Below are 18022 nucleotides of genomic sequence, written 5' to 3' on the forward strand. Positions count from 1 at the left end.
AGTGATAGCCTGGCTTCGGTGCGCCGGCTAACCCGCGAAGGCGGTGGCGTGGGGCTCGCTCCTTCCGGTGTCGCTTTCACGCTCGACACTCGATATACCTGTTGGGGGAACGAACGTGAACTCGCATTCGCCACCCATCGTTGCCCCAGCGGTCTGTTACTCCAGCCTCGAACTCGTCCACCACGTCGGTACGTTGCGGGCGGCAAATCGTTTACTGAAGGCAACTGCCGGCGACCGCCCGCAGGCTGGCGCGTTTAATCTGAGTGTGGAAAGGAAGGGTGCCGTATCGTGAACCGAAGAGGATTGCTTGTCTGGTTCGGCTGTCTGATCCTGCTCCTCAGTGCCGCTGCCTGCCGGAGCTCGCCGGCGACGCCGTCCCCCCAGCCACAGTCCAGTCCCGCAGGCTCTCCGGCTGCGTCGGTTCCGTCTCCGACAGCAACTGCCGGCACGCCCGCCTCTGAAAACACGCCGGAAGGGGCTTCACCGGTGCCCGTGCAGGGGGAGTTCGCCTACGGGTTCAATGTCGCCTGGCGCGGTGACGACCAGGGGGACCCGTACAATCGGCAGGCAGCCGAGCTGGTGCAGCAGGCGGGCTTCGGCTGGGTGAGAATCCAGGTCGAGTGGAAAGCGCTCGAGCCGCAGCCGGGCCAATGGGACTACCGGCCGCTCGACCGCGTCGTCTCGGCCTATGCCCCGCTCGGCATCAAGATCCTGGCGACGATCGTCGAGCCGCCAGAGTGGGCTCGCGACCCCTCGGGCCAGGAACTGCTGAGCGACTACGGCACGTTCGAGGAGGCGATGCGCCGGCTGGCCAGGCGCTACCGTGGGCAGATTCAAGCCTGGGAGATCTGGAACGAGCAGAATCTCTCGTACGCCTACGGCGGGCAGGTGAAGTTGGAGCCATACTGCCGGCTGCTCCAAGCTGGTTACGAGGGGGTAAAGAAGGCTGATCCCGACATCCTGGTCGTCTTCGGTGGCCTCACGCCGACCGGCGTGAACGATCCCGCCATCGCGATCGACGACGTGAAGTACTTGGAGGACTTCTACGCTCTGGAAGATGGGAACTGCGCTAAGTACTTCGACGTGCTCGGCGTCCATGCGAACGCGACGCATAATCCGCCTGACACGATGTGGCCCGATAACCCCGGCCCGGGCCCTGGCTGGCAGGATCACCCCAGCTTCTACTTCCGGCGCGCGGAGCAACTGCGGGCCGTCATGGAGGCGCACGGCGATACCCGGCCAGTCTGGATCACTGAGTTCGGCTGGACGACTGCGAACCAGGCCCCTGGTTACGAGTACGGAGCGAACGTGAGCGAGGAGGAGCAGGCACAGTATCTGGTGCGGGCCTTCGAGATCGCTCGCACGCAGTGGCCCTGGGTCACTGGCATGTTCGTCTGGAACCTCAACTTCTCGACCATCGTCGGGCCGGAGGACGAGAAGGCGCCGTGGTCAGTGGTGAATGCCGACTGGAGCCCGCGTCCCGCCTACGAGGCGCTCAAGCAGATGCCGAAGTCCTAGTGCACAGCCCTTGGATCAGCTGGGGTAGCACCGACCGGTGCTACCCCAGGCGCGTCCGGATCAGCAGAGTCCCTCGGCGAAGAGGCGAGCCAGCTCGTCGACCGGGAAAGCCGGCAGCGGAGCCACGCCGGCATCGGTCACCAGATCGAGCCGAGCTGGGTCCGCTTCGACGCGGCCGATGGCGGCGGCCGGGATACCGGCCTGCTGCAGGAGCGCGAGCGCCTCGCCAGACGTGCCCGGGTCGACCGCGGCCAGCAGCGCACCCGAGGCGATCAAACCTAATGGGTCTAGCCCCAGCGCATCGCAGAGGGCTCGTGTCTCCGGATAGATCGGGATCGCCCGCGCGTCGACAGTGAGGCCGTAGCCGCTTGCCAATGCCAGTTCGCGCAACCCGGTGGCCAGCCCGCCTTCAGTCGGATCGTGCAGCGCATGCAGTCGCTCACCCAGGTGGTCGTGCAGGAGCCGCGCGGCTTGAACCACGCTGATCCCCGGCTGGTGGAGGAATGCGCGACAGCGATTCAAGAATCCCTCGTCGAAGTAGGCCGCCAGCCTGTCCTGGCACTCGCGAGCCAGGATCGCGGTGCCCTCGATCGCGATGCCGCGAGCTAGCAAGATCTCGTCACCCGGTTCAACGCGATCCGGCCGAATCAGCCGCTCCGGCTCGACCGTGCCGACCATTGTCCCAGCGATGATCGGGCGATCCAGCCCGGTCGTAATCTCGGTATGGCCGCCGATGAGGCTGATGCCGAGGTGGGCGCACGCGGCGCGCAGGCTCGCAGCGATGCGCCGTACCAGTTCCGGAGTCGTGCCGCTCTCAGGTAAGAGAAGAGTGGAGAGGAACCAGCGCGGAGTCGCTCCGAGACACGCGACATCGTTCGCGTTGACGTGGACCGCGTACCAGCCGATCTCGTCGGTAGCGAAGGTGATGGGATCGCTCTTGAGGACGACGAGCTGCTCGCCGAGCCGCACGGCTGCCGCGTCGCGGCCGATGCCGGGCCCGAGCACGACCGACTCGTCCGCCGGTAGCTCTCCCAGGAGTTCGGACAGCAGCTCCATCGGCAGCTTACCTACAGGAAGGTGCTTCCCCACGCTATGACCTCTCACTGATCGTGTTCGTTTAGTCTAGGCTCTCGCCCATGCTGATACCCAGCCGCCGGGCCGCATCCAGCAGCGGGTGGTCTGCCGGTACCAGGCGGGGCCCGCGCGCAGCCTCGGCGAGTGGCACCGTCACGACAGACGTCATGGCGCGGCCGTGAGGATCGCCGCGCACTGCCACCATCTGGCCGAAATGGCCGGCCGAGACGGCGTGGACAGCAGCGCTACCCAGGGTAGTGGCCAGCGTCCGGTCGCGAGCGGTGGGTGATCCACCGCGCTGGAGATAGGCCAGGGCCATGGAGCGCACCGCCAGTCGAACCCGGCTGGCTAGTTGCTCTTCGAGTACTCGGCAGATCCCGCCATACTTCCGCTGGTAGGGCTGGGGGCCGGTAATCTCGTAAACAGCCTGGCCCTCCCGCGACTGTGCCCCTTCGGCTACAGCAACGATCGTGAATGGCCGCCCGGCACGCTCCCGCCGCCCGATGACCTCCACGATCGCCTCCAGGCTATACGGGATCTCGGGTATCAGGATGGCATCAGCGCCGCCGGCTAACCCGGCGAAGAGCGCGATCCAGCCAGCCGTTCTGCCCATCAGTTCCACCAGCATTACCCTGTGGTGGCTCTCGGCCGTGGTGTGGAGCCGGTCGATCGCCTCCGTCGCGACTGCGACCGCGGTGTCGAACCCGATCGTCACTTCGGTGCCTCGAACGTCGTTGTCGATCGTCTTCGGGATACCGACGATCGGGACACCCAGTTGCCACAGCCGGTAGGCGATCGACAGGCTGCCATCGCCCCCGATCACGATGAGGGCATCGACCTCGTGGCGTTGGAGCGAGCGGATGAGCGTCTCGGTGTGGTCTCTCGGCTCCCGGTCGCCGAATTCGGGCACCGCGCACCAGAAAGGGTTTGTGCGGTTGGACGTGCCGAGCATGGTACCGCCAACGGGCAGTAGCCCGCGCACCGAGTCGAGCGTGAGCGGGCAGCTACGGCCGGTCAAAAGACCCTCGAAGCCGTCCTCGAACCCGATGACCGACCATCCGTGAGCGAGGATGGCAGCCTTCGTGACGGCTCGGACGGCGGCGTTGAGCCCGGGCGCATCGCCTCCCGCGGTCAGCACGCCGATGCGCCGGATCATCGTCCCCATCGGCACTCCGCTCTTCGCCGCGAGATCCGCGGAACCACGCAGGCACGGTATAATCGCACCGAGGCGCATCGCGCGATGGCTTCGGTTCCACTGCATTGTACACAGGCAATCGTCCCGTTTCGTTTCGCCCAGGCACAGTCAGCGCCGAGCGCGCAGCCACGGTAACGAGGTGGAGCTAGCGCGCAAACGGACCCTGGTGGGAGGACAAAGGCGATGACCACGGAACGGAAGTTCGTCGAGGAGCTGATCGAGCAGGAGGACGACTTCGATCGCTGGTACGTCGAAGTCGTTCGCAAAGCAGAGCTGGCTGACGATTCTCCGGTACGCGGCACCAAGGTCATCCGGCCCTACGGGTTCGCGCTCTGGGAGCACATGCAGGCGGAGCTCGATCGGCGGATCAAGGAGACCGGGGTCCAGAACGCCTATTTCCCGCTCTTCATCCCGAAGAGCATGTTCGAGCGTGAGGCGGAGCACATCGAAGGCTTCGCGCCGGAGGTTGCCTGGGTCACCCGCGGCGGGGACAAGGAGTTGGAGGAGCCGTGGGCGGTACGCCCGACGTCCGAAGCGATCATCTGCCCGATGTTCGCCCGCTGGGTGCAGTCGTATCGCGACCTTCCGATTTTGATCAACCAGTGGTGCAGCGTGGTGCGGTGGGAGGAGCGCCCGCGAGCGTTCCTGCGCACGCTCGAGTTCCTGTGGCAGGAAGGGCACACGGTTCACGCCACCCTGGAGGAGGCAGAAGAGCGCGCTCGCCTGATGCTCGAGGTGTATCGCGACTTCGTCGAAACCGAGCTGGCTCTGCCGGTGATCCCGGGTCAGAAGACTGAATCCGAAAAGTTCGCAGGCGCGCTCCGCACCTACACCATCGAGGCGATGATGGGCGGCAAGCACTGGGCGCTCCAATCGGCGACCTCGCACAATCTGGGAGACCACTTCGGGCGAGTCTTCGAGATCCAGTTCCTGGACGCCGAGGGCAAGCGGCGGTATGCCTTCAACACGAGCTGGGGGCTCTCACATCGAACAGTCGGAGCCATGGTCATGGTGCACGGCGACGACCGCGGATTGAAGCTGCCGCCACGGGTCGCGCCGATCCAGGTCGTCATCGTGCCGATCTGGCGGACCGACGAGGAGCGCGCGAAGGTCGAGGAGGCGGTCGAGCGCGTGCGCGGGCTGCTCCGCGATAGCGTGCGTGTTCATGCGGATCTGCGCGACGACAAGACGCCGGGGTGGAAGTTCAACGATTGGGATCTCAAGGGGGTGCCGGTACGATTGGAGATCGGCCCGCGGGACGTCGCGCAGGAGCAGGTGACGCTGGTACGGCGCGACGTGCTCGGCCAGCGCCAGGCAGTGCCTGTCAGCGGGGTGGGAGCTGCCATCGCCGAGACGCTCGAAGACGTGCAGCGCAGCCTGTTCGCCTCTGCTAAGCGAATGCTCGACGAGCATACTGAAGATGTGACCAGTTACGACCGTCTCAAGGAGCGCGTGGCAGCGAATGCCGGTTTCTCCCGCGCGTTCTGGTGCGGGAGTGCCGAGTGCGAGGCGCGGGTCAAGGCTGAGACACGGGCGACGATTCGCTGTATCCCGTTCGACCAGCCGGAGCGTATCGGTGCATGCTTGGTCTGCGGCGAGGCCGGGCGTTATCGAGTGATTTGGGCGCGGGCGTATTAAGTGGACGTTTTGAACCAGCAGCCGAATGATCAGGAGCGGACGCTCGCCGGGATCGCGCATCTTCTCATTCTCGCCTCGATCTACGGCGTTTTGCTCAGCCTAGTCATCTGGTGGCGCGAGCGAGAGCGCTCGCGCTACGTCGCGTTTCAAGCGGCCCAGGCGATGATCTACCAGTTCGCCGTATACGTCCTCAGCATCCTGCTCGCATTCGCGGCCATCGCCGTGGTCTGGCTCCCGTTCATGTGGGTCGGCCCGCCGGTGCCGGATGTCAGTCCTGAAGGCGAGGTCTTCACCGCGGTTCGGATCTTCACCTTCGTCTTCGTGCTTGTCATTACGATTGGCATCGTAATGATGGCGCTCCTCTTGTCTCTAGCGGCGATCGGATACGCCGTGTATGGGGCAGTGCGCTGCTTTCAGGGCCGGCCGTTTCGGTACCTGCTGATTGGCCCTGTGACCGAGCGCCTGGTACCACCAGTGCCACCCTCTGGTGGGTCCGAGCCCGCCGCTTTGTGAAGCCCGTCCGTGTGACCGGTCCTCGGGACTCGATCGCCGCGAGAGTTCGCCCGCATGCCGGCGCACGCCGGTCTTGGGGCGAAAGGCAGAGACGCGATCGATCTGTGCCGTCCAGACCCGCGTGGCACGAGGGTAGGGCGAAATCCCCAGGCGGCTCGTTTAGGCGCGACGCGGACGACGGGCCCACATCACCACCTGCTTCCGGGCGAATCACGCTGAAACGCGATATCTCAGCAGTCATCGGTACCGGCGAACGGGCTGTCATCTCGAGGTGAGCGGGAGACCGTCACAGTATCCAGTGATGGGCCGTTTAGAACTCGGTCTGCGAGATGGAAAAGGGGGATGGCAAAGTTCGCGGAAGTGTGTATACTTCTGTCAATCTCGCAGCAAGGCACCGTGCCGTGCGAGTGGTAGAGCGAAAGGACAAGGGCGATGAGTATTATCGGCTGGATCGTCATCGGGGCCTTGGCTGGCTGGATCGCCAGCATGATCATGGGCACGAACGCTCGGATGGGCTGGCTCGCCAACATCATCGTTGGCATTCTGGGCGCCATCGTGGGCGGGTTTATCTACGCGTTGCTCACCGGCGCTGACTGGGCTGCGGGGTTTAACCTGGGCACGTTGATCGTGGCGATCATCGGAGCCATCATCCTGCTGGCCATTTACCGCGCGGTGGCCGGCGGCGCCAGGGCCTAGCGCCTGGCACAACGTGCGATTGCCGACTGAACGAGCGGGTGGAGGGCTAGCCCTCCACCCGGATTTTTTCTGGCGACCGAGCTTTGACCACCCGGTCGAACCCGCATCGTTATCGCGATGGCCGCTGAGAGGGTATGCGCCTCTCCATGCCTAAAAAACCGTCACCAGTGGGTGACGGCAAGAGGCGATGCGCTGAAGCTTCTGGCGGAAGGGGTGGGATTCGAACCCACGAGGCGCTCATCACGCCCACGCGATTTCCAGTCGCGCGCACTCGGCCAACTATGCGACCCTTCCGTATTGCTGGCGGAGGGGGTGGGATTCGAACCCACGAGGGCTCATCGCCCTACCGCTTTTCGAGAGCGGCACCATAAACCACTCGGACACCCCTCCGCGCCTATTATAGCAATGCAGGGCGCTGGCCCTGCATCTGCCCGGTACGCCCGGAGGGACTCGAACCCCCGACCTTTTGGTCCGCAACCAAACGCTCTATCCTCTGAGCTACGGGCGCGCGTCCTTCATTGTCGCGCCGAATGGCGCGTGCTCCAGTGCAGGAGTATAACACGCGCCGTCGCTGCCGTGCAACAGCGACCTTGCCGCCGCCGGGCGAGGTCTACGCCGTGGTTCGGCCGGGCACAGTCCAGTCCCGCAGGTGCGGGATGCGCAGCGCCGGCGATCCCCCGCGGAGCGCGAGCGAGGGCGCGCCAGAAGAGCGATTGCAGGATACGCGTCTCACGCGCCTGAACGGCATGACGGCTCGACATCGCCGCTCGTCTCCAGTGACAGAGTGCCGTGAGCCGGATATGCCGGTGCAGGGCCGATCCCGCCGGGGCGTGGTTCCGGGGGAGCGAGACGCGGCTGGGGAGCAGCATGCGCGGCCGGGGGCCGGGAGATGGCTCAGCCCGGCCCCCGCGGGCACGACCGATCGTGGCTATGCGTGCCCACGACGGTCAGAGAACTACGGAGCGACCTCGCACGCGGCAAGCAAGAGGAACGGCTCGTTCAAGTCCCCTCCCGAGAAACCACAGTCGTCGCTCTGAGGCACTGCCCAGTCGCTCCTCAGTCCATCCCGCACGGTAGACCAGCGGGTGCTGCTCCGCGCGATGCCCTTCTCGACGATGTACAACGCCGCGGCACCGGCGCCATGCGGGCTCGCCATCGACGTCCCGCTGTAGACGGCGTACCCACCTGGAACTGTCGAACGGATACAGACTCCAGGAGCCGCGAGATCAACGACCGAGCCGTAGTTGCTGAAGGTGGCGAACGTGTCGTCCGCGCCGGCATCGCTCCGGCACGTCGGCGTTGCTTTTCCACCGGCCTTGCCATCGAAATCGGCCATCGCCGAGACCGTGATTACGCGCGGGTGGTTCGCCGGGCTGAACGTGCTCGCGTCCTTCGCGCTGTTACCGGCCGCGACGACGTACACAACGCCAGCGTCGGTCGAGCGGTTGAGCGCGGCGTCCAGGCTCTGGCTACTGCACTCGCAGCCGAGGCTCATGTTCGCAACCTCGATGGTGCTGGCGTTATTGGTCACCCAGTCGATACCCGCGATGATCCATGACAGATACCCGCTGCCGTTGTCACCCAGCACTTTCACTGCCCAGAGGCGGGCCCCAGGCGCCACGCCGACCACGCCCGAACCGTTGTCGCGCGCGGCCGCAATCCCTGCGACGTGCGTGCCGTGCCCATTCTTATCCGCGTATCCGCCCGACTTGCACCTCGGCCGCAGGATACCGCCAGAGGTGCAGTTGACCCCGCCGGCAATGTTCAAGTCAGGGTGAGAGGCGATCCCAGTATCGAGGATTGCGATATCCACATTGACCCGCTGGTCAGAGCCATCGATCTGGGCGGTGTTGTTCTGATCGGCCTCGATGCGGTCGACGCCGGTCGGCAGCTCGCCGAACGCGTAGACGACTTGATCCGGCTCGACGTAGGACACCCGCGAGTCGCGCGCGAGAACCGGCACCACCTGGGCTGGGAACTCGGCCGCGAAGCCCTTGAGCGCGTGCTCGTACACGAAGCTCACGGCGCCTCGATACTGCTGCGCTAGGCTCGCCGCCGATCGCTGTGGGTCGACGACATCGTCGCGCAAGACGACGATGACTCGTACTCGACCGGACGGCGCCGCGGCCGCTCCCGGGCTGAAAATCCCCTCGCGCACCAGCGAGAACGGGAAGATAACGACCAAGACAACAGCGACGAGCAACAGGATCTTCGACACCGGTGCCACAGTTGTCCTCCATCCATAACTGGTCGTGCTCGCTGGCACAACAGGCAGTGCCCGCACCGCATGAGGCCCGTCGCCCGGCGCGACAGCGACGACAACTCGCAATACCAGAAGGTGTACTGGCGGGTGTATACAGGAGTTCGGTGATGACGTCAAGAGCGCGTTACTCTTCGGGCTGCTCCGGCTCCTCGTAGTAATCGAGGCGACGCGCTGAGATCAGGGCCTGAATCTCCTGGATGCCCACTCCATAGCGGTGCAGCGTATGGCGAACCATCTCCAGGCCGGCCTCGAAGCTCGGATGGACGACTTCGGTCGCTCCTGCCTCTGCTAGGCGATGAACGTGCACGCGGCGGTCGGCCCGGGCGATGATGTCGAGCACGGGATTGAGCCGGCGCGCGACGCGAACCGCGGTCTCGGCGGCGAGCGGATCGGGGATGGCGATAGCAAATACGCGCGCCTGCGGGATCCCGGCAGCCTGGAGCACCCGCTCGTTGGCTGCGTCGCCATAGACTGCTGGGATACCCCGCCGCCTCAGAAGGCGGATGGTGTCGGGGTCGCGGTCGATCACGATGTAGCGGAAGCCTCGCCGCTCGAGGGCGCGGACGAGCTCGCGGCCGGTTCGCCCGTAGCCGGCGACCACTACGTGACCGCGCAGAGGGCTGTCGTCCGCAGGAGGATCCGGCAGCAGCTCGGGTTCAGCGGCGGCGGCCGTTCGGAGCGGCAGGGCCAGTACAGGCACCACTCTATTGGCTGCGCTGACGAGGCCGGAGTTGACGACGATCGACATCACTGCCGCTGCGATGATCGCATTGTAGAGGTCCGCGTCGATGACGGCGAAGGCGAGTCCCTGGAGGGCGAGGACGAACGATAGCTCACCGATCTGGCAAAGGTACAGCCCAGCATGAACACTGGCTTCGGGAGGGTAGCCGAGCCGGGTGAGCACGAGCGCGGTAGTGAACCCTTTGACGACCACGACAGCGAGCAGGATGGCCACCACAGCCGCCCAGTTGCGTGCGATCGCTTCCGGATCCAGTAGCAGCCCGAGCCCAGCGAAGAACATCACGCTGAAGACATCGCGCAGCGGGACAATCTCGCCCAGCACCTGATGCGCGAATTCAGACTCTGACACCACGACTCCTGCCAAGAATGCGCCGAGCGCGAACGAGAGCCCGGCTTCCTGCCCGGCAAGCGCAACACCGAAGGCAATGGCGACGATGCTGAGAAGAAACAATTCGCGAGATCCGAGCCGGGCTACCTGGTAGAGCACCCACGGAACCACCCGCGTGCCCAGGAGTGCGAGGGAGACCAGTACCGCACCGGCCAGTAGAAGGGACCGGGTCACCTCGAGCCCGATCTCCCCCGCGCTCTCTCCAGTCAGCGCCGGGACAATGGCCAAGAACGGGATGACGAGCAAATCCTGAGCCAGCGCAATGCCCACGATCAGCCGGGCATACGGCTCGTTGAACGCACCGCGCATCTGTAGCAGCGTCAGGGCGACGATGGAGCTGGAGATCGCAACGATCTCGGCCAGAAGTACCGCTTGACCGAACGCGAAGCCGATGGTGGTGAACAAGGTGCCAGCGAGCAGGGCGGTGATGAGAATCTGGCCGCCACCACCCCACAGCGCGATGCGACGCAGCTCCAGGAGCTCGCGAAAGGAGAAGTGGACGCCCAGCGAGAACATAAGAAAGGTGACCCCAAGATCCGCGAAGGACTGGATCGCCTCTCCTCCGACCGATACGAAAGGGTTAGCGCGTCCTAGCAGGAGACCGGCAGCAAGGTAGCCGATCACAACAGGCTGCCGTAGCCGCTGGGCTGTCGCCCCGCAGACCAGGGCAAGACCCAGGACCATGAGAAACTCGATGAAGACGCGCGTACTCTCCACGATCTCTCCGTATACCCGCGTGGCTGGCCACGCGACGTGTCTCTTCAGTCGCAGACGGCTCTGGGAACGGACAGGAACCGCCCACGTGGCCCATGGTCGAGCAGGTCAGTTCGCCGCAGGCGGGTTTACCGAAGCGCGTTCCGCTCGGGACGACGGCCAGATTCGGTTTCCTTGCTCAGATACTAATGGGAAAGGGCCCTGGCGTGCCAGGGCCGGACGGCGGGCGAACTGCCGCCCTAACGCGGACGACCAATGATCCGGGTGCGCCCGGGGCACAGCGGGACGCCGGCATGCCGCTGAGCGACCGGTGCCGCGTTGACACAACACCTGGCCTCTGCCATACTGTGTACGTACATGCTCTGGCAGCCCTGGTTCCGGCCCTGGCGTGCCGGTAGAATGGAGTTTGCCGCCCCGCATCGCTGAGTCGATGCGTTCGGCCACCAGGGCGGAGGGTCCACTGCGGGCAAGCCAGAGCGAGGAGCGCCAGGAGGCATGAAGAGTAGCGAGATCCGTCGCACGTTCATTGAATTCTTCGCCGAGCGCGGTCATGTGCAACTGCCGAGCTCGTCGCTCATCCCGAGCGACCCCACGGTCCTGCTGACTACCGCTGGGATGCAGCAGATGGTGCCGTTCTTCCTGGGTCTGGAGCGTCCGCCGGCGAACCGGCTCGTGTCCATCCAGAAATGCTTCCGTACGGTGGATATCGACGAGGTCGGCGACGAGAGCCACCTGACCTTCTTCGAGATGCTCGGCAACTTCTCCGTGGGAGATTACTTCAAGGCCGAGGCAATCTCCTGGGCCTGGGAGCTCCTGACCGAGCGTTTCGGCATCCCAGCCCAGCGGTGGTATCCCACTGTCCACCCCGACGACGACTTTTCCTATGCCTACTGGCGCGATGTGATCGGAGTTCCGGAGTCTCGCATTTACAAATTGGAAGACAACTGGTGGGGCCCGGTAGGCGCTACCGGTCCCAACGGCCCTGACTCCGAGATTCATTACGACCGGGGTGAGGAGTTCGGGTGCGGCCGGCCCGAGTGTGGGCCTGGGTGCGACTGCGGCCGGTTCCTCGAGACCTGGAACCTCGTGTTCATGGAGTTCTTCAAGGAGCCCGACGGCAGCCAGCGCCCGCTCCCGAAGAAGAATATCGACACCGGAATGGGCCTGGAGCGGATCGCGATGATCCTCCAGGGTGCCGGCTCTGTCTTCGAAACCGATCTCTTCTACCCTATTCTTGAGGAGGCGGCGCGGCTCGCCGGTGTGCGCTACAGGGAGAACCCGCGCACCGACCGCTCGCTGCGAGTCATCGCCGACCACGCGCGGGGCCTTACATTCCTCATCGGCGACGGTATTTTCCCTGGTAACGAGGGGCGTGGCTACGTCCTCCGCCGGGTGCTGCGTCGCGCCATACGACACGGCCGGTTGCTCGGCCTGCAGCAGCCTTTTCTCGGCACGCTGGCTGACGTCGTCATCGAGCTGTTCGGCCCGCACCATCCCGAGTTACTCCAGCAGCGCGACCGCATCAAGCGCGTCATAGCCCACGAGGAGGAGAGCTTTAGCCGGACGCTGGCGGCCGGAATGGCCCGCTTCGACGCGCTGGTCGACCAGCTCAAGCGTTCCGGCGAGTCGGTAATCCCAGGTGTGGAAGCGTTCCGGCTCTACGACACGTACGGCTTTCCGCTGGAACTGACCGAGGAGCTGGCCGGTGAGGAAGGACTCAAAGTCGATCGTGCGGGGTTCGAGTCAGCACTCGAGAAGCAGCGCGCGGTAAGCCGGGCCGGAGCCGCGAGCCGGTTCGCGGATACCGTGCGGGAGCGGGCCGATCTCTACGCGCGATACAGTGTCCAGCCCACGGAGTTCCTCGGCTATTCCCAGCTCGAGGCCGAGGCAACCGTCACTGGCCTGCTCGATCTGGCTCGGGTGGTGGACGAGGCCGAGGCCGGCCAGGAGATCGAGATTATTCTGGATCGCACGCCCTTCTACGGTGAGGCAGGTGGCCAAGTCGGTGATACCGGCCTCATCCGGACCGACACTGGTCTCGCCGAGGTCGTGGATACGCAGCGGCCGACGCCAGAGCTGATCGTGCATCGTTGCCTGGTACGCGAGGGCTTTCTCCAGGTCGGCCAGCGTGCCCAAGCTGTCGTTGACGGCGAGCGACGGGCGGCGATCAAGCGCAATCACACGGCGACGCATCTGCTCCACGCCGCCCTGCGGCTGGTTCTGGGAGAGCATGCCCAGCAAGCCGGCTCGCTGGTGGCGCCGGACCGCTTGCGCTTCGACTTCACCCATCTGGAGGCGCTCAAGCCGGAGCAGCTACGAGCGATCCAGGAACTCGTCAACGAGCACGTGCTGCGCGATGAGCCGGTGCTGGCGGAGTACAAGCCGTTCCGGGAGGCGATCGCCGAAGGAGCCATCGCGCTGTTCGGAGAGAAGTACGGCGAGCTAGTGCGGGTCGTCTCGATCCCTGGCTTCAGCAAGGAGCTGTGCGGCGGCACCCACGTCGACCGTACCGGGGAGATCGGGCTTTTCCTGATCACGGAGGAGTCGAGCGTTGCCAGCGGGGTGCGGCGGGTCGAAGCCATCACCGGCAAGCGTAGCGCCGAGTTCGCCTGGGAACTCCTGGGTGTCACGCGGACTCTCTCACAGGAGCTGCACGCGCCGATCGCACGGTTACCAGTGGAGGTCGAGCAACTCGTCGAGTCGCTTCGCCAGTCCCGGCGCGAGAACGAGCGATTGCGCGCCGAGCTCGCTGCCGAGCGGGCCGGCTCCCTGATCCAGCAAGCTATCGCCATCGACGGGATCAAGGTGCTGAGCGCGCGCGTCGAGGTGCCGAGCGTCGATGTGCTGCGCGCGATCGGCGATCGGCTGCGTGAACGCCTGGGATCAGGTGTGGTGATTCTGGGTACGTCGATCGAAGATCGGCCTACACTGCTGGCGATGGCGACGAATGACGCCGTTCGACGTGGCGTCGATGCCGGGAAAGTGATCCGGGCGATCGCCCCGATCGTCGGTGGTCGTGGCGGAGGGCGGGCCGAGCTGGCCCAAGGCGGCGGGAATGACCCGAGCAAGCTGGAAGAGGCGCTAGCAGCAGCCCGGGACGTCATCGAACAGCAGGTGCGTGGAGCGCACGAGGGCGGTTAAGCTGACCAGGATGCCGGGGGTGGAGCATGACAACGGGCAGCATCGGGCGGCTCACGTTAAGAGATGAGCGTGACGTAGACAAGCTGCTCGGGCGGCTCGCCTCCGGGAAGAGCGCCACGCTGGTCGTCGAGGTGCCGCGGGAGAGCACGGTTCTCCTGACGGCAAGCGAGTACCGTCGTATTCGCGCGGCGCTGAACGAGGCCGAGGCAGATTTTAGCCTCGAGCTCGACCCCGATGACCACTTTCGGCAAAACATGGCCCGAATGCTCGGCGTGCCGGTGATGAAGCGCTCGGACGGCTTTGACGACGGCTCGTATCGCAGACGCCCGGTGAAGCCGGAAAGCTCACCCCGCCCCGGGGCGCCGTCGTCCGGAGATCAAGTGACTGCTGATCTTGCGTCGTACGCTCCGAGCCCGCGCGCCCAGCGACCCGTTGTCCGCGGGCCGAGCCGGCGATCTCCAACCGGCACCATCGTCCTCGTCCGCGAAGATGTGCCGACCGGCACAGCGGATGGGGTGGAGAGGGGCCAGCGGCGGGAGAGTTGGTTCAGCGGCACGCTGGAGGAAGCGATCGCCACCGCCCGAGCCGCACGCTTGCGTCCGGGTGAGCGAGCTCGGAGCGAGCGCTCGTTGCTGCTGCGTGTGCTGCTCGTGACCTGCCTGCTCCTCTTCGCCGCTGCGACTGCTGCGACGCTGGTGCTGCTACTCGCGCCGCGTGCGACGGTCACGCTCGTGCCGGAGACGATGCCGCTACAGGTGGAGCTGACGTACGGTCTGGACTCGTCAGGCCAGACCCTGGATCTCGCCATCCCCGCGCGACCGATCGAGCGCACTATCAGCGTCGAGCTCTCGAAGCCGACGACCGGTGAGCGGTTCGAGCCAGATGGTACCGCGAGTGGTCAGGTAGTCCTGGTCAACCCATTTCCGCGTTCGGTCACGATCCCCGGTGGCACAACGCTCACCGGGAGCAACGGAGTTAGCTACACGACCCTCAGCGAGGTGACGGTGCCGGCGGCTGACCCCTTCGGATCTCTCTCCTTCGGCTCGGCTACCGTCGGTATTCAAGCCGCCATCGCAGGGCCAGACGGCAATGCTGACCCGGGTGTGGTCACGGGCCAGCTCGACAATGGCGTGTTCTACAACAACCAGCAACCGATCAGCGGGGGAACGCTCAAGCGAATCCCCCTGGTCGCGGAGGGCGACCTCAACGCGCTGCGCGAGCAGGCCAAGACGGAACTGCAGGGGAAGGTCGACCAGACGGTGCAAGAGGCACTCGAGCCGGGCGAGCGACTGCTGGAGGGCAGTATCGAGGTCGGAGAGCCGAACTACCAGTTCAGCCATCAGGTGGGAGACGCTGCGGATCAGGTCACCGTCCGCGCATCGCTTACGGTACGGGCGCGTGCGTACAATCCCGATGCGATTCACCAGGAGGCGCAGGACGAGGCCGGTCGCCGGTTGGCGAGGCTTGCCGGACCGCAGGTGGTATTGCTCGGGAACACGCTCGAGTTCACGGAACCGGAGGCGATCGGCTCGAGCGGAACCGCCTGGCGGATCGCGGCGGCGGGCCAGGCTCGGATAGTGCTCACCGAGGAGCAGCTCGCGGCTGCGCAAGAGGCGGTCGTCGGCAAGTCACTCGCGGAGGCTGAGGCGGCGCTGCGCCGGATCGATGGCGTCGCTGATGCGCACATCGCGCTGCAGCCCGACTGGGTGCCTCGGCGCATGCCGGAGTTCGCGTCGCAGATTCAGGTGGTCGTCCAGAGTGAGTAAGCAGCCGCACCGTCGCTATCTCGGACTCGACGTCGGGGGACGACGGATCGGTGTGGCGGTGAGCGATGAACTTGGGATGATCGCCAGCCCCATCGAGTCGCTCGATCGTACGCAACGCGGTCTGGAGCGATTGCTCGCGCTCGTCGAGCAGTACGATCCGCAGGCGATCGTCATCGGGTTGCCGACGGGTCTCTCTGGCCAGGAAGGGCAGCAGGCAGCCGAGGTGCGCGAGTTCGCGGAGCAACTCCGCCCTCGTCTCGACCGGCCGATCATCTTTTGGGACGAGCGGCTGACGACGGCGATAGCGGAGCGAGCGCTCATCGAATCTGGTAAGCGTCGAGCGCGACGGAAAGAGCTCGTGGACGCGGTCGCCGCGGCCGTGATGCTGCAGAGCTTCCTCGATTCCCAGCGGAAGTGACCCGACGCCGGGGCAGTAGCGGTCCTGCCGCGAACGAATGAACGTTGACGGCAGTATTCCTGGCGGTTATACTGCCGGCGACACCGGGGAGACGGGGATGAAGCTGGTTATCGCAGTGGTTCAGAACGACGATGCGGATGCGGTAGTCGATGCCCTGTTGGAGCACGACTTCCGGGCGACGCGGCTGGCGAGTACCGGAGGCTTCCTGAGACGCGGCAACACGACGTTATTGATCGGCGTCGATGACGCGCAAGTCGATACCGTGTTAGATCTCATACGCGAGCACGCAGTGACGCGCACGCGGCAGCAGGGGCCCACCGGGGAAGTCCAGCCGGCCGCAGCGACCGTCTTCGTGCTGAACCTGGAAGATTACCAGCGCCTGTAGACGTCTCCACTCTCTCCAGCGCTCAGATGGGTCGCACCTGACCCGATGGAGCTCTCCGACCATGAACTCCTTACTGACGCTTCAGGTGCGGCTCGGGTGGATCCGCCTCCGGATTCCACTGTTGCACTTGGTTGTCAGCGCCGCTGTGGCGGTTCTGATTTCCGCGCTCGGTCAGGAATTCCAGGGACAACCCCTGGTGTCGCCGTGGTGGCTTGGTGCTTGCTGGCTGGCTGCTTCCTGGGCAGTCGCGCTGGCTGTCCATGTGACCGGTCACGTCGCGGCCGCGCGCCTGGCCGGTGACGGTGCGTTCCGCAGCGCTCTCTGGATCTTCGGGGATATTCCAGACGGATATCGCTTGCCAGTCTCGCCGGTCCGGGAGGCAACACTCGCGCTCGGTGGGCCGGCGGCGAGCATCCTGTTCGGTGGGCTGGCGGCGATCCTCTGGTCGTGGGCCAGAGCTGGCTCGTTCTTGCCTGGCTTTGCTTTGCTCGGCCTGGCCGCTGCGTCGCTCATCCTCGGCCTCGTCAATCTACTGCCAGGGCACCCGCTGGACGGCGGGCGAATCCTCACTTCGCTCCTGTTCTACCTGCACGGTAGCTCCTCGGCAGCCTGGAAAGTGGCCCTGGCATTCGGGCGGCTCATGGCGCTCTTTCTGCTCGGTCTGGCCCTGATGCTGCTGCAGGCGCATCCGGCCACGGCAGTGGCCGGCCTCTGGCTGGGCTGGCTCGGCTGGTCGCTCGGCAGATCGCTCCGCTGGGAGCATCTTCGGCTGACGGCGGCCACGGTAGGCAGGACGAGGCCGGCGGCATCACTGATCGGCGTCCAAGCACGAGTACAGGCGGATCAATCGATCGGTGAGATCGCTGACACGCTGCTGGCGGCAGATCGGGCACCGCTGGCACTCGTGCTCGACGGCGACGCCGTGATCGGGGTCCTTGCGGCTGACCAGCTCGCGCCTGCACTCCGCCGCCGGGTCGATGAACCCGCGCGTCGCGCCATGGTTCCTATCGAGCGACTGCCACAGGTTGGCGGGCAGGAGCCGGCCGTCTGCGCTTTCGAGGCGCTTTTGGACTCCGGTGCCCCAGCCATCGTCGTGACCGAGGGGCAGAGGGTGATCGGTGCGCTCGCTCTGGGCTCGCTGAGTAGATTACTGAGGCTCCAGCAGAGCGCGCACTCGACGGCAGTGGCAGACAAGTCAGGCTAGCCCAGTTGTGGTGTTGAACCGCAATGCGACCCGACACGCCGGCTGTCCGTCCCGGCATCCGGCTGGCAGGGTGCCGATGGTGCGCCTTGCCTCGGGGTCGGGCAGAAGGCAGTTTGTGGTGCAAAATCGCCGGACCACGTCATGCCGTCCTGTTCGGTCTGAAGGGCCGGATCTCGTTCGGCAGCCCTCGTTGGGGGGGCTGTGCGCGTTACGGGACGGTCGGACAGCAACCCGTTCCCTGGCCATGTCAAGCAGGTGGCGTACCTGGATAGCAGCGTAGTCACGCTAGCCGGTTCGCCAGCAGGGGGTGCCCGCGCTCGGGTGGGGTCTGTGTCGGCCCAGCGTGATACCAGGCCGGGCTGATGTTC

13 protein-coding genes and 3 tRNA genes are annotated in these 18022 nt (G+C 65.6%); 9 read left to right on the plus strand and 7 right to left on the minus strand.

Annotated elements, in window-relative coordinates; translation table 11 throughout:
- Positions 1–486: 486 nt before the first annotated feature.
- Positions 487–1518 carry a cellulase family glycosylhydrolase gene (locus NET02_RS02990; RefSeq protein ID WP_284055881.1) on the plus strand — a complete coding sequence of 344 codons (1032 nt, stop codon included), beginning with the start codon at positions 487–489 and terminating at the stop codon, positions 1516–1518.
- 60 nt (positions 1519–1578) lie between these two features.
- Here NET02_RS02990 and NET02_RS02995 read toward each other — a convergent pair whose 3' ends face one another.
- Complete coding sequence (locus tag NET02_RS02995; RefSeq protein ID WP_284055882.1) at positions 1579–2574, minus strand: AIR synthase family protein; 996 nt, start codon at positions 2572–2574, stop codon at positions 1579–1581.
- A 61-nt stretch (positions 2575–2635) separates the two neighbouring features.
- Positions 2636–3757: a 6-phosphofructokinase gene (locus tag NET02_RS03000; RefSeq protein ID WP_284055883.1), complete on the minus strand. Its 1122-nt coding sequence runs from the start codon at positions 3755–3757 to the stop codon at positions 2636–2638.
- A 213-nt stretch (positions 3758–3970) separates the two neighbouring features.
- Here NET02_RS03000 and proS point away from each other — a divergent pair, with 213 nt between their 5' ends.
- From proS to NET02_RS03015, 3 genes are all read left to right on the plus strand, one after another.
- Positions 3971–5425, plus strand: a complete 1455-nt coding sequence (gene proS, locus NET02_RS03005; protein WP_284055884.1) for a proline--tRNA ligase — start codon at positions 3971–3973, stop codon at positions 5423–5425.
- Positions 5426–5938, plus strand: a complete 513-nt coding sequence (locus NET02_RS03010; protein WP_284055885.1) for a DUF4870 domain-containing protein — start codon at positions 5426–5428, stop codon at positions 5936–5938.
- Positions 5939–6370: 432 nt separating this feature from the next.
- Positions 6371–6634, plus strand: coding sequence for a GlsB/YeaQ/YmgE family stress response membrane protein (locus tag NET02_RS03015; protein ID WP_284055886.1), 264 nt, complete (start codon positions 6371–6373; stop codon positions 6632–6634).
- A 202-nt stretch (positions 6635–6836) separates the two neighbouring features.
- Here NET02_RS03015 and NET02_RS03020 read toward each other — a convergent pair.
- The 5 genes from NET02_RS03020 to NET02_RS03040 all read right to left on the minus strand — a co-directional run bounded on the left by NET02_RS03020 (position 6837) and on the right by NET02_RS03040 (position 10743).
- Positions 6837–6928: transfer RNA gene (locus NET02_RS03020), tRNA-Ser, on the minus strand.
- A gap of 7 nt (positions 6929–6935) precedes the next feature.
- Positions 6936–7024, minus strand: a tRNA-Ser gene (locus NET02_RS03025).
- 45 nt (positions 7025–7069) lie between these two features.
- Positions 7070–7142: transfer RNA gene (locus NET02_RS03030), tRNA-Arg, on the minus strand.
- Between the two features lie 447 nt (positions 7143–7589).
- Positions 7590–8861, minus strand: a complete 1272-nt coding sequence (locus NET02_RS03035; RefSeq protein WP_284055887.1) for a S8 family peptidase — start codon at positions 8859–8861, stop codon at positions 7590–7592.
- A 160-nt stretch (positions 8862–9021) separates the two neighbouring features.
- On the minus strand, positions 9022–10743 hold the full coding sequence (locus tag NET02_RS03040; protein WP_284055888.1) for a cation:proton antiporter: 1722 nt from the start codon (positions 10741–10743) through the stop codon (positions 9022–9024).
- A gap of 492 nt (positions 10744–11235) precedes the next feature.
- Between NET02_RS03040 and alaS the strand changes: the two genes are divergently transcribed.
- The 5 genes from alaS to NET02_RS03065 all read left to right on the plus strand — a co-directional run bounded on the left by alaS (position 11236) and on the right by NET02_RS03065 (position 17654).
- The gene (gene alaS / locus NET02_RS03045; RefSeq protein ID WP_284055889.1) at positions 11236–13881 is read left to right on the plus strand and encodes an alanine--tRNA ligase; all 2646 of its coding nucleotides are present in this window, start codon (positions 11236–11238) and stop codon (positions 13879–13881) included.
- 26 nt (positions 13882–13907) lie between these two features.
- A complete protein-coding gene (locus NET02_RS03050) occupies positions 13908–15647 on the plus strand; it encodes a baseplate J/gp47 family protein (protein WP_284055890.1) in 1740 nt (579 codons plus the stop codon).
- Positions 15640–16065, plus strand: coding sequence for a Holliday junction resolvase RuvX (ruvX, locus tag NET02_RS03055; RefSeq protein WP_284055891.1), 426 nt, complete (start codon positions 15640–15642; stop codon positions 16063–16065). The genes NET02_RS03050 and ruvX overlap by 8 nt, the downstream gene beginning before the upstream one ends.
- 97 nt (positions 16066–16162) lie before the next feature.
- The gene (locus NET02_RS03060; protein WP_284055892.1) at positions 16163–16450 is read left to right on the plus strand and encodes a cyclic-di-AMP receptor; all 288 of its coding nucleotides are present in this window, start codon (positions 16163–16165) and stop codon (positions 16448–16450) included.
- A gap of 61 nt (positions 16451–16511) precedes the next feature.
- The gene (locus NET02_RS03065; protein ID WP_284055893.1) at positions 16512–17654 is read left to right on the plus strand and encodes a site-2 protease family protein; all 1143 of its coding nucleotides are present in this window, start codon (positions 16512–16514) and stop codon (positions 17652–17654) included.
- Positions 17655–18022: the final 368 nt, after the last annotated feature.

Source organism: Thermalbibacter longus, assembly GCF_023806485.1.
Lineage (GTDB): Bacteria > Chloroflexota > Chloroflexia > Thermomicrobiales > Thermomicrobiaceae > Thermalbibacter > Thermalbibacter longus.

What these genes read in the sequence shown, in the direction of transcription:
- NET02_RS02995 (WP_284055882.1), bottom strand. Translation starts at nt 2,574, where the DNA reads ATGGAGCTGCTGTCCGAACTCCTGGGAGAGCTACCGGCGGACGAGTCG.
- NET02_RS03000 (WP_284055883.1), bottom strand. Translation starts at nt 3,757, where the DNA reads ATGGGGACGATGATCCGGCGCATCGGCGTGCTGACCGCGGGAGGCGAT.
- proS (WP_284055884.1), top strand. Translation starts at nt 3,971, where the DNA reads ATGACCACGGAACGGAAGTTCGTCGAGGAGCTGATCGAGCAGGAGGAC.
- NET02_RS03015 (WP_284055886.1), top strand. Translation starts at nt 6,371, where the DNA reads ATGAGTATTATCGGCTGGATCGTCATCGGGGCCTTGGCTGGCTGGATC.
- alaS (WP_284055889.1), top strand. Translation starts at nt 11,236, where the DNA reads ATGAAGAGTAGCGAGATCCGTCGCACGTTCATTGAATTCTTCGCCGAG.
- NET02_RS03050 (WP_284055890.1), top strand. Translation starts at nt 13,908, where the DNA reads ATGACAACGGGCAGCATCGGGCGGCTCACGTTAAGAGATGAGCGTGAC.
- NET02_RS03060 (WP_284055892.1), top strand. Translation starts at nt 16,163, where the DNA reads ATGAAGCTGGTTATCGCAGTGGTTCAGAACGACGATGCGGATGCGGTA.
- NET02_RS03065 (WP_284055893.1), top strand. Translation starts at nt 16,512, where the DNA reads ATGAACTCCTTACTGACGCTTCAGGTGCGGCTCGGGTGGATCCGCCTC.